The 14,184-nt window shown below is 44.6% G+C and carries 14 protein-coding genes; 3 read left to right on the top strand and 11 right to left on the bottom strand.

From position 1 onward, the window contains the following. Nucleotides 1-157: 157 nt before the first annotated feature. From aiiA to MKX59_RS13615, 3 genes are all read left to right on the top strand, one after another. On the top strand, nt 158-913 hold the full coding sequence (gene aiiA, locus MKX59_RS13625; protein WP_028541676.1) for a quorum-quenching N-acyl homoserine lactonase AiiA: 756 nt from the start codon (nt 158-160) through the stop codon (nt 911-913). Nucleotides 914-982: 69 nt separating this feature from the next. Next, on the top strand, nt 983-1,162 hold the full coding sequence (locus tag MKX59_RS13620) for a hypothetical protein (protein WP_143757869.1): 180 nt from the start codon (nt 983-985) through the stop codon (nt 1,160-1,162). 515 nt (nt 1,163-1,677) lie between these two features. Further along, nucleotides 1,678-1,845, top strand: a complete 168-nt coding sequence (locus MKX59_RS13615) for a hypothetical protein (protein WP_007432475.1) — start codon at nt 1,678-1,680, stop codon at nt 1,843-1,845. Nucleotides 1,846-1,947: 102 nt separating this feature from the next. Here the strand turns inward: MKX59_RS13615 and MKX59_RS13610 are convergent, their stop codons facing one another. The 11 genes from MKX59_RS13610 to MKX59_RS13560 form a co-directional block, all read right to left on the bottom strand. Beyond that, nucleotides 1,948-2,994 (bottom strand): FecCD family ABC transporter permease, encoded by a 1,047-nt coding sequence (locus MKX59_RS13610; RefSeq protein ID WP_076265286.1) that lies wholly within the window; start codon nt 2,992-2,994, stop codon nt 1,948-1,950. A gap of 1 nt (nt 2,995) precedes the next feature. Next, the gene (locus MKX59_RS13605) at nt 2,996-4,060 is read right to left on the bottom strand and encodes a FecCD family ABC transporter permease (RefSeq protein ID WP_023988921.1); all 1,065 of its coding nucleotides are present in this window, start codon (nt 4,058-4,060) and stop codon (nt 2,996-2,998) included. A gap of 224 nt (nt 4,061-4,284) precedes the next feature. Further along, nucleotides 4,285-5,235, bottom strand: coding sequence for an ABC transporter substrate-binding protein (locus tag MKX59_RS13600; RefSeq protein ID WP_371918004.1), 951 nt, complete (start codon nt 5,233-5,235; stop codon nt 4,285-4,287). Between the two features lie 68 nt (nt 5,236-5,303). Beyond that, complete coding sequence (locus MKX59_RS13595) at nt 5,304-7,019, bottom strand: ABC transporter ATP-binding protein (protein ID WP_023988923.1); 1,716 nt, start codon at nt 7,017-7,019, stop codon at nt 5,304-5,306. Between the two features lie 32 nt (nt 7,020-7,051). After that, complete coding sequence (locus MKX59_RS13590) at nt 7,052-8,059, bottom strand: ABC transporter substrate-binding protein (protein WP_023988924.1); 1,008 nt, start codon at nt 8,057-8,059, stop codon at nt 7,052-7,054. A gap of 220 nt (nt 8,060-8,279) precedes the next feature. After that, entirely contained in the window at nt 8,280-9,200 is a 921-nt protein-coding gene (gene rbsB, locus MKX59_RS13585) for a ribose ABC transporter substrate-binding protein RbsB (RefSeq protein ID WP_023988925.1), read from the bottom strand. A gap of 34 nt (nt 9,201-9,234) precedes the next feature. Further along, complete coding sequence (locus tag MKX59_RS13580; protein ID WP_013310465.1) at nt 9,235-10,203, bottom strand: ABC transporter permease subunit; 969 nt, start codon at nt 10,201-10,203, stop codon at nt 9,235-9,237. 1 nt (nt 10,204) lies between these two features. Further along, entirely contained in the window at nt 10,205-11,686 is a 1,482-nt protein-coding gene (locus MKX59_RS13575; protein WP_023988927.1) for a sugar ABC transporter ATP-binding protein, read from the bottom strand. Between the two features lie 30 nt (nt 11,687-11,716). Further along, nucleotides 11,717-12,151, bottom strand: coding sequence for a D-ribose pyranase (rbsD, locus tag MKX59_RS13570; RefSeq protein ID WP_023988928.1), 435 nt, complete (start codon nt 12,149-12,151; stop codon nt 11,717-11,719). Between the two features lies 1 nt (nt 12,152). Then, nucleotides 12,153-13,031 carry a ribokinase gene (gene rbsK, locus MKX59_RS13565; RefSeq protein WP_068942581.1) on the bottom strand — a complete coding sequence of 293 codons (879 nt, stop codon included), beginning with the start codon at nt 13,029-13,031 and terminating at the stop codon, nt 12,153-12,155. After that, nucleotides 13,024-14,052 (bottom strand): LacI family DNA-binding transcriptional regulator, encoded by a 1,029-nt coding sequence (locus MKX59_RS13560; protein ID WP_053325576.1) that lies wholly within the window; start codon nt 14,050-14,052, stop codon nt 13,024-13,026. Before MKX59_RS13560 ends, rbsK begins: the two co-directional genes overlap by 8 nt. Nucleotides 14,053-14,184 lie beyond the last annotated feature (132 nt).

Raw genomic sequence — 14,184 nt, 5'->3', positions numbered from 1 at the left:
AAATTAATTTTCGAAAGAGTGAGATTACAACGACAGCATGAGGCTCCAGCACCCGGATCTTACAAACGAAAATACAAACATCACTTTCTGTCAGCCGAAACCCTGATTCATAACTACATAATAATTATTATGTAAACTAAGATTGGAGGATGATTGTATGATTAACAAATTGTACTGGTTACCGATCGGTCAGCTTGATATTGATCGCTCCTCACTCAACCATCATGCACAGCCCGGTGAACTGGTGCGCCTGCAAATCTGGTCGTATCTGCTGGAGACAGATCACGGTCCGATTCTCATTGATACCGGTATGCCGGATTCGTTTATCGACAATCCAAATTATTTTAAAAGTACACCGTTTGAAGGGCGCTTCATTCCCCATATGTCAGCCGATGATAGTATCGTGGCTGTACTGAATCGGATCGGCTATCAACCGGACGATATCCATGCCATCGTAATCTCTCATATGCATATGGATCATGCTGGAGGCAATCCGCATTTTCCGAATACACCGATTTATGTGCAGCAGACCGAAGCAGACGCTGCGATCGGTAATCTGGAGTATGCGCCACCTGAATGCGTGCAGGCGGACTTGAATTACCGACTGCTTCAAGGGGATCATGAGCTGGTTCCAGGTTTGCAACTGTTCTATACTCCGGGTCATTCGCCGGGTCATCAGTCCGCGCTGGTCACAACAAAGGAATCGGGTCCGGTCATGCTGACGATTGATGTTGCCTACACGCAGGAGAATTACGCAAACGACGTGCCGTTTGACTGCTTTGACCGTGAACAGGCACGCCAGTCAATCACCCGCATTCAGCAGATTGTGCAGGAGGTTAAGCCGAATCAGTTGTTCTTCGGTCATGATCCTGAGCAGGTAGCCGTTCAGCCGGTATATCCACAATACAAATAATGATGATAAAGCAGCTATTTCTCCACCATTTCGGATCTTTTCGGTCCGGGGTATAAAGAAATTGGTATTATGAATGCACACAAAATAGACGTATCCGGAGCCGTGCTTCATTCGGATCATGGCTTCCAGTATACGTCTACGGCGTACACACAGGACATGAAAAGTTCGGCCTCAAACGCAAGTGGTGCGGACTGGCAGAATAGTCGTAATTCGGCCAGCTCCCCTCATGATCTCAATTTCTTCATTTGATTTTTAAATAATCATTATTGTATCTCCTCACTTCCAAAATGTTATAGCCTCTTATTCTTTTCTTTTCATTAGGTAGTTGTAATGACTCCGACATTTAGAACTGCAAAATTTGGTTAACTGAACTCGCTGATATAGAATAAACCAATGATTGCATTGAATACACCTTTGCAGTTCTAGTTGCTCCCCTCCATAGCTTTCAGCAAAATTTTAAATGGATTAATACACTAAATCCGTTTATATCAAAAAACATGAGCTAGTCAAATTATATACATGAAGTTAATTACGACTAATCCCCTGTTATCGCCAGCATCAGGAAGTATATCTAAGAACTCATGGGGTGAGTCGCTGTCGACACGGAATGGATGATGAGAAAAAGTAATTTGCAGTCTCGCTCCGTTTTCCCTTGATCATCTAGCACGATATACTTAAAGAAGTCGAAAGGCAAACTTATATTCAGCCTATGCTCATTTCAAAAATGTAGGTTTATTCATGACAAAGGGAGTGTTCATTTATTTATGAGTACCGAAATGCTGGAACGTCGAAGTGAAATTCTAAAACGAAACATCCATCAGTTGCTGGTTCAGGAAAATCAACACGGCGTGACACGTCAGGAAAATTACACGTTGCATAAAATGATCAGAGAGCTGCATCAAACCTCTCATGCCTTGAATACTTCCCGTTGAGATGAAAGGCTGCTAAATCAAATGAAAAAAATAACCTTCAGCCCCACTTCCTTAGTGGTGTTGAAGGTTATTTTAATTGACAGGTGGTATCCTTTCGTGATGTTACCCTTTGGAGCGACTCAGCAGATATAAAAAGTATGGCGCACCAATGATGGCTACAATCAAACCTGTCGGTATTTCTTTCTGTAAAGGTAAGGATCGTGTGATCGTATCCGCTACAAGGACCAGGAGTGCTCCGACTAAAGCACAGGTTACCAGTAGCGTTTTATGCTTCGGACCCACCAGCTTTCTCGCCAAATGTGGAGCCACCAAACCGACAAAGCCGATACCGCCGCTAACCGAAACACTAGAACTGGCCAATCCAACCGCAGCAGCGAGAAGGAGAATACGTTCCTTTTCGATAGGTGTACCCAACCCCGATGCCGTCTGATCTCCCAGATTAAGCACATTCATCACATTTGCTTTGTAGTATGCGAAAGGAAGCAATACAATCAGCCAAGGCAACAGAGCCATTACGAATTTCCAGTTTGAGCCCCAGATGCTTCCTGCTAACCAATTAGCTACAAACGTGTAGCTTTCAGGTGTCAGCTTAAGAGTCATAATGATCATCGCAGCACTGATACCCGCCGCTACGCCAATTCCGCTCAGCAGTAGCCTTGTCGGGGAAATTCCTTCGCCTTTCTTGTAAGAAAGCGCGTAGATGAGAATAGCAGCTGCTCCTGATCCAATCAGCGCAAGAGCGGGAAGTAAAAACAATGAATTCGTAGTTTGCATAGATGGAAAAAGCAATACAAACAGCATGACCATCAGCCCGGCGCCCGCATTAATCCCCAGAATACCAGGGTCCGCTAAGCCGTTACGTGAGACCCCTTGCATGATGCAGCCAGAAACAGCGAGACCTGCACCGATTAGAAGAGAAATAACCATTCGCGGCAATCGGAATTCAAAGAGGATTAATTCCTGCTGTGGAGTCCCTTGTCCAAACAAGGTTCTAAATAGCTCCATTGGCGAAAGCCGGATGGTTCCCGTATTCGCGCTTATGGTGAACGCAGCAATGAGCAATACGAGCAGAATAATTACAACCATCCAATCATGGATTTTTTTACGATGACTAGCTTTGGCAATAGCCCCATTCGTAACGTTATTCATCTTACAGCGCCCTCCTTTCTTTACGTGCCAGATAAAGGAAGAATGGAACCCCAATTAAGGCAATAAGTACGCCCACCGGTGTTTCCTCAGGTGCGTTAATCATACGGGCTGCCAGATCGGCAAACACAATGAGTAAAGCTCCCATAATGGCCGAGCATGGAATAATCCAGCGATAATCGACGCCAACCAGCTTGCGGGTTATATGGGGAATAATTAATCCCACGAAACCTATAGAACCAACCAACGACACCGCTGCACCCGCCAGAATCAGAACAAGAATCATCCCGACTACCTTTACCACCCCAGTTCGCTGACCAAGACTTAACGCAATTTCGTCTCCCAAACTAAGCAGCGTAATGGAGCGCGACAACATGAGAGCGCCGATAAAAGCTGCCACAACCCAAGGCAAAACTATACCGAGCTGAACCCACTTGGTTCCACTAAGCCCTCCGGCATACCAAAAGGCTAAATCCTGTCCAACATTAAAGTACAAACTGATCGCATCTCCTAAGGCAGACAGCAATGCCGTGACAGCTGCACCCGCCAATACAAGACGAACTGGCGTAAGACCTGATTTGGATATGGAGCTTGTACCATATACCATCACAACAGCCAGAGCTGCACCAACAAAGGAATACAACATTAACTGTAAAAAGGAAGATCCGGGAAAAAGGGCAAAGCAAATCGCCATCGCCAAGCTGGCTCCCGAGTTCAGTCCAAGCAAGCCCGAGTCAGCAAGCGGATTTCGGGTCATTCCTTGCATAATTGCACCTGCTACGGCAAAGCAAACTCCGATTAGAACCCCACCCAGAATCCGAGGTAGACGGATTTCCCAAATAATTTGATGGTTTTGTAACTCGGGTTTAAAATGAAAAACGGCGTTCCATACCTCTTCTAGCCTAATAGAGGCTGCACCAAAAGATAGGGATAGCGCGACACCGAACGCTAAAAGTCCAAGCCCAGCTGTCAGGATAAGCGAAGCCGCCCAAGGTCGCGAGTGGAATTGAGTCGGCGACTGGTTATGATTACTTTGAGCGGGGCTATCCGATGATTCTGATAATTTCATAACTATTGTTCACCCTTACTGTTGAATAGTATGTAGCTATCACGAACTGTGTTGAAGATGATGTTGATAATGAGAATTATTATCATGCAATCTTTACTATTGTAAATTAATGTGGCAACGGCTTCAATAGCAAATTTCGAGGAATGCCTAATGATCTGCCCTATTGTGAAAAAATAAAGCCCTTCGGCATAAATACCAAAGGGCTGCCAACAACACCGAAGCGACTACTTCTGTGCGGCGTTCTCTTTATTCCGCTGGACGATCATATCTGCGATTTCTTCAGCTTGCCCTACAATAGCGATGGGATCGAAGTACCAATATCGATCCTCCTGGAGCTCAAAAACCTTACCTTGCCGGACCGCATTCAGTGATTTCCATATGCTGTCTCCTTCGTAACCACCCAAATCCTTGTTAACCGTCAGAAAGATATAAGAGCCGGCATATTGATTAATGACTTCTTTTGACACCGATTTCCATTGAGTCTCACCTAATAATTCTTTTTGGACAAGCGGCGGAGGTGTCAAATTCAGTCCTCTGTATACCGCCTGTCCTCCTCTGCCAAAATTATCACCATAGACATAGTATTCTTTTTCCGAAGCTTCCATTACGGTGAAAGTATCCCCAGGCTGAACAATTCCCTTTAGCTTGTCACGTGCAGCCTGCATCCGCTGATCGTATTGAGCAAGCCATGTTTTGGCTTCCTGTTCTTTTCCAAGCAGCTCACCAAAAGCTGTCAGTTCCTCATGCACATTCTTGTACGTTCCATAAGGAATCACGATGGTCGGAGCAATTTTACTGTATTTTTCATATTCAGAAGCATCTTTGGAACCAATCAGAATCAAATCCGGCTGCAGAGTCAATACTTTCTCAATGGATACACTTCCGCGGTCTCCAATGCTTGTAATTCCCTGTACAAGATCCTTCGAAAACGGATTATCCAGATAATATTTAACACTTCCCACAGGTTTAATTCCTAGTGCTAATAAATCATTCAGGTACAAATCCACTACAACCCGCTGAGGGTGAACCGGTATCTTAATATCTCCATGAATCGTTTTGACTGTTTTCGTTTCCTCTGATTTTTGTTCATTAGAAGTTTGATTCTGCTTTTCATCCGGCTGCTTTACGTTTCCACCACAGGCGGTAAGAACTAAAATGACTGACAGAAGCATCATCACAATCCACATTTTCTTTGTCAAACTCGTTCATTCCTCTCTCTATTTACGGCGTCATATCGACCTATTTACGTTCCATATTGAGCTTGGTGCAGGCGGCTATATGCCCCTTTTACTGCTAATAACTCTTCATGTCTGCCTTGCTCGGCAATCCCTTGATCTGCAACTACGATAATGCGGTCAGCATTTTTGATCGTTGCCAAACGATGCGCAATAACGAGTGTCGTACGGCCTTGGGATAGCTCTGTCAGCGCCTGCTGAATCGCGGCTTCTGTCTCTGTATCCAATGCTGATGTCGCTTCATCTAAAATGAGAATTGGCGGATTTTTAAGGAACATCCGGGCAATAGACAAACGTTGCTTTTGACCACCGGAGAGCTTCACACCTCGCTCACCGATCATTGTATCCAGACCATCCGGATATGAGCGAACAAGGTCTTCAATCTGAGCTCGACGAGCAGCATCCCAGATTTCTTCTTCCGAAGCATCCAGCTTACCATAAGCGATATTTTCACGAATCGTTCCATCAAAGAGGAATACATCCTGCTGTACGATACCAATCATGGATCGCAGCGATTCCAGCTTCATTTCACGGATATCCATCCCATCAATGGTAATGCTGCCTTCCTCGACATCGTAGAAGCGAGGCAACAAACTGCAAAGTGTCGTTTTACCTGCTCCTGAAGGCCCCACAAGTGCTACGGTTTCACCCGCATGGATAGATAGGTCCACTTTGCGTAATACCTTATCTTTGTTCTCGTAACCAAACGTTACACCTGCAAAGTGAATATCTCCGTTAAGATGGCTAACCGCCTTGGCTCCTGGCAGATCTTCTACATCCGATTCACTTTCCAGTAAATCCAGATACCGTCGGAAGCCAGCAATCCCTTTCGGATACGTTTCGATGACAGAATTAATTTGTTTAATCGGCCCCAGGAATACATTAGACAACATCACAAATGCGATAAATTCCCCGTAGGTCATCTGTCCTTCGATAACAAACCATGTTCCACACACAAGCACAAACAATGAAACCAGCTTCATTAGTATAAAACTAATTGAGGAATTCCAGGCCATAATCCGGTACGCGATCAGCTTCGTTTTACGGAAACGCCCATTATTTTCAGCAAAACGTTCCATCTCATGGGCTTCGTTGGAGAACGCTTGAACAACGCGAATCCCGCTGACGTTATTTTCAATACGAGCGTTGTAATCCGCAATATCAGAAAACATACGATGGAAAGCAGCAGACATTTTTCGGCTGAAATAAAGAGACAAGTAAATCATGAGGGGTACAATAATGAAAGTCAGTACAGCCAGCTTCCAGTTAATACCGAGCATGATACCAAAGGCTCCCCCCAGTGTCATCAATGCGATAAACAAATCTTCGGGGCCGTGGTGAGCAATTTCCCCAATATCCATCAGATCGTTGGTCATACGTGAAACGAGATGCCCTGTTTTGTTATTGTCAAAAAAGCGAAAAGATTGCTTTTGTACTCGATCAAACAGCTTTTTACGCATGTCCGATTCGATGTTGATGCCCAGCTTGTGCCCCCAATAGGTAACCACGTAATTCAGCGCAGCACTTATGACATAAATACCGAGTAGAGCTAGACAGGCATATAAAATCCATTTCCAGTTTCCGCTAGGCAGCAAATCATCGACCACCCGATTGACTGCAAGGGGAAAAGCCAACTCCAGCAGTGCAGCCAGCAAGGCACAAGAGAAATCAATGATGAACAAAGTCCGGTAAGGACGGTAGTATTCAAAAAAACGTTTAAGCATAGTCATTGCTTCTCCTTTCTAATTTCGAGCGATTATTTAGGATCGATGGAAAGCATGTTAACGGCTTCATCCAGCGATTTGTCAATAGCAAGCGGTGAGTAGGTAAACCACGGGTCGGCTTTGATGAAATACACTTTGTGGTTCTTGACAGCCGGGAGATTTCTCCACAGTGCACTTTGCTCAATTTGCTTAAGCATTCCGTCCTTAGTCGCTTCATCATAAACCAGCATAATAATACGGTCTCCTGACAGTTCGGGTAACTTTTCCATTGAAATGCTATCGTATACAAAGTTAAACTTCGGGTCATTTTCCAGCTTCTGTCGTATGTACTCAGGAGGATTCAATTCCAGTGAACGGTAAATGACATGTCCTACATTTCGCGCTCCATATACTCTTAGCACATCCTTACCGTAGGTCATATAAATGGTAACCGTTTCATCTTTTTTGAATTTTCCAGCCAGCTTCTTTCGACCTTCTTCAGCCTTTTTGTCGAAACTAGCGATCCACTGCTCGGCTTCCTTGTCCTTACCCAGCACGGCTGCGATATCCCGCAGTTGCTTAAATACATCCCCATCTCCAAACAAAACGACTACGGTTGGAGCAATTTTATCCAGCTGCTCTTTCACTTCTGGCGTGGTATCTTCTGTTGTGATGATCAGGTCCGGTTGTAGCTCCAGCACCTTTTCTACATTTGTCGGGTTCCCAATATCCGCAACTCCGTCAATCTTACCTTTTAAATATTCTCCTTCTAACAAATGGGAAGCAGCACCTGCAGGCTTAACTCCCAAGGCCAGCATAGCATCCAAATATTGTGTTGTGACGACTCGCTGTGGATTTGCAGGGATACTGATCTTATTGCCAGTAGCATCAGTATATTCGCGCATGACAACCGTTTTGGATTGCCCGGAAGGATCATTAGTGCTGGTCTTATCGTTTGTCTGGTTGTTGCTAGCTGCGTTTCCACATGCACTCAATACAACCATCAAAAGAACCACAAGACAAAGCGTGGATTCCCATTTTAATCTGTACCTTTGTTGCACAATATACGTCCTCCTTAGATATATACAATTCATAATATGATAGTGATTCTCATTATCATATAATTGTTATTCTATCTTTTACCGTCTCTTCTTACAATACAAAAATTAAAAACTTCCATTTATGTGGTATGTATCATCATCGTAGATTAGTCAAAAAAAGGACTGATGCGTATGTTTTGCATCAGTCCGAAGACTTAATATGTCGGGTCAAGTACCCATTTTATTTCGATTGGTCCACCAACTCCAGCTTAGCAGGAATTGATGTTTTCACGGTTTTACCTTGAAGTACATCCTTGGCTGCCTGCACCGCCAATTGTCCAATAAGCTCGGGTTGCTGAGCTACAGTGGCTGTCAGTTTCCCTTCCTTAATTGATTTAAGCGCATCCTCGTTACCGTCAAAACCAATGACTGGAATGTTCTTACCTGAGCTTTGGATTGCTTCGATAGCACCCAACGCCATTTCATCATTGTGGGCAAATACAGCCTGTACGTCCGGGTTTCCTTGCAGCAGATTTTCCATCACGTTCAAACCTTTGGTCCGATCAAAATCGGCCGATTGTTTTGCTATGACTTTCAGATCCTTATCTGCTACTTCATGGAAGCCTTTCCCACGTTCACGGGTAGCGGATGCTCCTGGAACACCTTCCAGCTCAATCACTTTGGCACCTTTTCCAACTTGATCAATCACATATCTGGCAGCCATTCGTCCTCCCTCTACGTTGTCTGAAGCGACGAGTGCTTTTACGTCTCCTTTGTCAGCAGAACGATCCAGTGTAATAACCGGGATGTTCAATGCATTCGCTGATTGTACCACAGTGGAGATGGCCGACGAATCTGTCGGATTAATGAGTAACGCGTTTACTCCCTGTTGAATCAGATCATCCACGTCATTACTTTGTTTCGCCGAATCATTTTGTGCATCCACAACAATGACCTGCATTCCTTGTTTTTTGGCCTCTGCCACAACTCCGTCTTTGAGAGAGACGAAGAATGGATTGTTCAGCGTTGAGATCGACAAGCCGATTTTAATGTCCTTCAGGTTCGCGGCCGCTTTAGGTTTGGCCCATTCGGGCGGTTCCAAGGAACACCCTGTCATGAGCAGGAGCAGCAAGGCAGTCATGATTAATATAAGCTTTTTCATATTTATGTGTCTCCTTCTACGCAGATTAGGTGTATTATGCGGATTTTTTACGGTCAATCAATACAGCAATAGCGATGACTATCCCTTTTACGACCATTTGATAAAAAGAGTTAACCCCCAGCAAGTTCAAGCCATTGTTTAGTGTACCGATGATAAGCACACCAATTAACGTACCTACGATTCGTCCGCGTCCTCCCGAGAGGCTTGTTCCACCTAATACGACAGCCGCAATGGCATCCAGTTCATAAGAAGTACCCGCTGTCGGTTGTGCCGAGTTCAAACGTGAGGTCAAGATAGCACCCGCCAACGCGGAAAGCATTCCAGCCAGAGAGTAAATCCAAATTTTCACACGCGGTACTTTAATACCGGATACAATCGAAGCCTTCTCGTTACCACCGATGGCATACGTTTTGCGTCCGAATGGTGTTTTATGCAAAATGATCCATAGGACAGCAAAGGTAATGAGCATCGTAATCGCTGGAACCGGAATACCGAACTGATAGCCACGACCGAACAATTGAAATACCAGACTGTCTCCGAGTCCTGTAATAGGGTTACCGTTGGTATAAACGAGTGTTAATCCTCTGAAAATGGTCATGGTTGCTAGTGTAGCGATGAACGGAGCCATTTTACCTTTCGTAATCATCAAGCCGTTGACCATGCCCATCACGCCACCCAATGCACAGCCAATGATAATCGCCAAAATAGGATCGAACCCGGCCAGCATCATATTTGCGACAAACGCACTGGATAGTGCTAATATGGAGCCGACTGACAAATCAATTCCGCCTGTGAGAATAACGAAGGTCATACCGAACGCAATTAACGCATTAATAGATACCTGGCGCAATAAATTCAAAATATTAAGCGGTTCCAAAAAGCTGGGATTTAAGACCGATACGATAATTACCAAAATAATGAGTCCCAACAACGGGCCAAGCTTCTGTGTGATTTGTGACATTTGAAAGCCTTTGCTGCTTTTTGATTCATTCATAGTTGTCATATTACTGTCCTCCTGTAGCTAGCGTCATAATATTTTCTTGTGTGGCTTCTTCCCTGCTCAGCTCTCCGCTGATCTTTCCCTCGTGCACCACGACAATACGATCGCTCATGCCGAGTACCTCAGGGAGTTCCGAGGATACCATGATAATCGCGACTCCACGTTCGGTCAGCTCGTTCATCAACTGGTAGATTTCCCGCTTGGCTCCCACATCCACACCTCTCGTCGGTTCGTCAAGAATGAGTACATTTGGACCAATACCTACCCATTTGGCAATAACCACCTTTTGCTGATTACCACCTGACAAACTGCGAACCGTTGTTTCGCCCGATTGGGTTTTAATTTGTAAGCGCTTAATTAAAGTGTTAACAAAATCTAGCTCTTTTTTACCTGAAATAAATCCTTTTGAAGTAAAGCTGAACAGATTTGGCAGCACCATATTTTCCCGGATGGAAAAGTCCAGCACCAAGCCCTCATCTTTTCGATCTTCTGTAATGAAGCCAATCCCTAGTTTCACCGCATCATCCGGCTTACGAATAGACACTTTTTTTCCACGCACATGAATCTCACCACGATCCAAAGCATCCAGTCCAAATAACGCCCGCATGATCTCGGTCCGTCCCGAGCCCATTAAGCCTGAAAAACCTACAATTTCCCCAGATCGTACAGTGAAATTCACATTTTCAAATAACCCTTTATGCGAAGCATTTTTGACCTCCAGCACCACTTCTCCCAAAGCAGGCGTTCTTACCGGGTAGCGTTCAGTCAGCTCTCTACCCACCATTTTCCGTACAACTTCATCAAAATGCGTATCGGGAATCGCCTGAGTATCCACCGTTTTCCCGTCACGCATGATGGTAATCCGATCACAGATCGCGAATATCTCCTCCATCCGATGTGAAATATACACAATCGAAACACCATCTTTTTTCAAGGAAGTAATAACCTCGAACAGCTTCTGAATTTCTCGTTCGGTTAAGGCGGCTGTCGGCTCATCCATCACGATAACTTTAGCATCCGTCATGAGTGCTTTGGCAATTTCAATCATCTGCTGTTGACCCACTGAACAATCGCCTGCTTCACCGTTCAATGGAAGATTTACCGAAAGCTTGCTGAATTGTTCATTTGCTAGCGCTTTCATTTTGGAGCTGTCTAGTAAGCCCCACTTGGATGTCATTTCCTTGCCGATAAATAGATTTTCCAGCACGGTCATCTCCGGCCACACATTCAGTTCCTGGTGAATAAAAGCAATTCCTTTTTGCTCCGCTTCTTTGGGGTCGGCAAAATAGGTTTCCTGACCGTCAATGATGATCGTTCCCTCATCTCGCCGATGCAGTCCGATTAAAATATTCATCAGCGTTGATTTGCCTGCACCATTCTCACCCATGAGGGCATGTACTTCTCCTTCACGAAGATCAAAGTCAACACCACTCAGTACCTGATTGGTTCCAAAGGCTTTGTGAATTCCTTTCATTTGAATCTGCATGCTGTACCCTCCTTTTTATTCAACATTGATTTATCCAAAATGAACTCCTGCCTGCAAAATACAATTGGCAAACGGCTTAGCCTCTCCTGTACGAATGACCGCCTTCGCATACCGGGTCAGCTCCTTGAATTGTTCATGAGGGCAAAACTCAATGACGGCTGCCTGCTTATTAAGCTGTGGCTGTTCTAATTGCTCCCCTGCAAAGGTGCGCATAATATACTGTAATGCTTGTTCATTTTCTTGTTTAATTTCTTCGGCCAGCATTACTTTTTCGATCACCATATCTGCTGCAATGACATCAACGACGTCCTGAAAGGATGGAACCCCCAATTTAAGGGCCAAATCAATTTTGGTAACGCCTTCAGGAACAGGTAAGCCAGCATCAGCCACGACAATATAGTCTGTGTGGCCGAGATCCGACAGTATTCTGGATATATGACTGTTTAGGATTCCATGTTTCTTCATATTATATTTGCTCCTCCACTTCACGTCGGGTTGGCATTCCACCTTGGGCTCCAAATTTGGTTACGGACAATGACGCAGCACGATTAGCAAATTTCACACTGTCTGCCAACGAATTTCCTTCAGCCAATGCCACTGCAAAAGCAGCGTTAAACGTATCTCCTGCACCTGTTGTATCAACGGCTTCTACTTTATAAGTAGGAACCACGACTTCCTGTTCTCCGTCGAAGAATCGTACACCGTTGCTGCCCTCAGTCACAAACAGCTTGTTGGGATATTTGCGCAACGCTTCTTGCAGGCTCATATCCTTAAACATAATGGCAGCTTCATGCTCGTTTGGCGTAATGTAGGTCGCATTTGCAATTACGCTTTCTTCCACTTCACGAGCCGGGGCTGGATTCAGCAACAAGGGTACCTGGTACTTCGCACAAATTTCGCTTACATAAACAACCGTTTCCGACGGTATTTCCTGTTGAATTAACACAATATCCGAACTTCGAATGACGTCAAGTGCTTCTTCCACATAGGCGGGTGTCACTTCATTATTTGCTGCTTTTACCACGACAATACTGTTATCACCTTCAGCTAGTACAATATGCGCTGTACCGCTTTCCATATGTGTAACCGGTTTCACATAGCCAGTATGAACATGATTTTCTTCAAAATTCCGTAAAATCTGTTCTCCAAAATGGTCATCCCCTACACGTCCAATCATCGTAACGTCTGCTCCGAGTCGTGCTGCGGCTACTGCCTGATTGGCTCCTTTACCTCCAGGTACGGTTGTAAAGCTTTCACCCAATACCGTTTCACCAGCACCGGGACGTTTGGACGAAGTAACTACGAGATCCATAGAACTGCTTCCGATAATTGAAATTTTAGCCATCATGATCCACCTTTCTTGTCGTTTCCCGTTCTATAAATTTGACGGGCAATTGTATGCTTGAATAGGTAAGTACTTTCGAATGAAGATTAGGTACGCTTGACTTCGTTACTTGCGACTGCTCAATCAACTGAATGAGTAGCCCTGCTGCTTCCCAGCCCATTTCATAAGCAGGTTGTCGGATCGTTGACAAAGGCGGGAATAACAAACTACTTAATGGTATATCATCAAACCCGATAATTTGAACATCATCCGGGATTTTCTTTCCTAATCTATGTGCCTCATGCATCACCGCTGTAGCCACGATATCGTTACTTGCGATAACTCCGTCCGTATCCGGGTACTTGCTAAACAGCTCTTTGGCCCACGACTCGGCCTCCTTGAACGAAAAGGAGGTTGTCTCGACCACATGGTAAGCAATTCCGGATTGCTGAAGCTCTTCAACCGCCCCGCGAAAACGGTCTTGTGCTGGACGAATATGTGCAGGGCCCTGCATGACTGTAATTTGTTTGCTGCCGCGGGCAACCATTTCTTGAGCAGCCAAGCAACCGCCATGGGCTCCATCTGCATATACGGAGAGGCTGTCACTGGAAGTTCGATCGAGAAAAACGACCGGGATCTTCAGTTTGGCATAACAATCGGCATCGGGATCATTGGTAGAAGAAATAACACCAACGACATTATTTTGAACAAAAGTATCCATGTAATCCAATTCTTTTTGGCGATCTTCATCACTATTACCGAAAATAATCCGAAAATCATTTTCCTGCATTCGATCCTCCACCCCACGAGCTAACAAGGGAAAGTAAGGGTTCGTAATATCCGGCAGCAGCAGGCCGATTAATCTGGATTTCTTTTTATACAAAGAACGTGCAACTTCATTAGGCTTGTAATTTAACTGCTTCACAGCAGCCTCTACCTTTCGCCGTGTATCCTCATGTACATATCCAGTTTCATTAATAACTCTGGATACGGTCGCTACGGAAACACCTGCAAAGCTGGCGACTTCTTTAATTGTTGTCATAGTGTAGGTTCAACTCCAATGTGTAACCGGTTACACATATAAAATATCACAGCATTAATTTTTTGACAAGCATTAATTATTTGCACGTTGAATGCTTTAGCTTTATAATTCTTATTGTAACTAATGAAGTTC

Origin of the sequence: Paenibacillus sp. FSL R7-0340, from assembly GCF_038002205.1 — a bacterium.
Taxonomy (GTDB): domain Bacteria; phylum Bacillota; class Bacilli; order Paenibacillales; family Paenibacillaceae; genus Paenibacillus; species Paenibacillus polymyxa_B.
This window is presented reverse-complemented; position numbering and strand designations above follow the sequence as displayed.

Excerpts from the sequence above, each read along its gene's own strand:
- MKX59_RS13560 (WP_053325576.1), bottom strand. The coding sequence starts at position 14,052 with ATGACAACAATTAAAGAAGTCGCCAGCTTTGCAGGTGTTTCCGTAGCG.
- MKX59_RS13580 (WP_013310465.1), bottom strand. The coding sequence starts at position 10,203 with ATGACAACTATGAATGAATCAAAAAGCAGCAAAGGCTTTCAAATGTCA.
- rbsK (WP_068942581.1), bottom strand. The coding sequence starts at position 13,031 with ATGGCTAAAATTTCAATTATCGGAAGCAGTTCTATGGATCTCGTAGTT.
- MKX59_RS13610 (WP_076265286.1), bottom strand. The coding sequence starts at position 2,994 with ATGAATAACGTTACGAATGGGGCTATTGCCAAAGCTAGTCATCGTAAA.
- rbsB (WP_023988925.1), bottom strand. The coding sequence starts at position 9,200 with ATGAAAAAGCTTATATTAATCATGACTGCCTTGCTGCTCCTGCTCATG.
- MKX59_RS13595 (WP_023988923.1), bottom strand. The coding sequence starts at position 7,019 with ATGCTTAAACGTTTTTTTGAATACTACCGTCCTTACCGGACTTTGTTC.
- MKX59_RS13620 (WP_143757869.1), top strand. The coding sequence starts at position 983 with ATGAATGCACACAAAATAGACGTATCCGGAGCCGTGCTTCATTCGGAT.
- MKX59_RS13615 (WP_007432475.1), top strand. The coding sequence starts at position 1,678 with ATGAGTACCGAAATGCTGGAACGTCGAAGTGAAATTCTAAAACGAAAC.
- MKX59_RS13600 (WP_371918004.1), bottom strand. The coding sequence starts at position 5,235 with ATGATGCTTCTGTCAGTCATTTTAGTTCTTACCGCCTGTGGTGGAAAC.
- MKX59_RS13605 (WP_023988921.1), bottom strand. The coding sequence starts at position 4,060 with ATGAAATTATCAGAATCATCGGATAGCCCCGCTCAAAGTAATCATAAC.
- MKX59_RS13575 (WP_023988927.1), bottom strand. The coding sequence starts at position 11,686 with ATGCAGATTCAAATGAAAGGAATTCACAAAGCCTTTGGAACCAATCAG.
- rbsD (WP_023988928.1), bottom strand. The coding sequence starts at position 12,151 with ATGAAGAAACATGGAATCCTAAACAGTCATATATCCAGAATACTGTCG.
- aiiA (WP_028541676.1), top strand. The coding sequence starts at position 158 with ATGATTAACAAATTGTACTGGTTACCGATCGGTCAGCTTGATATTGAT.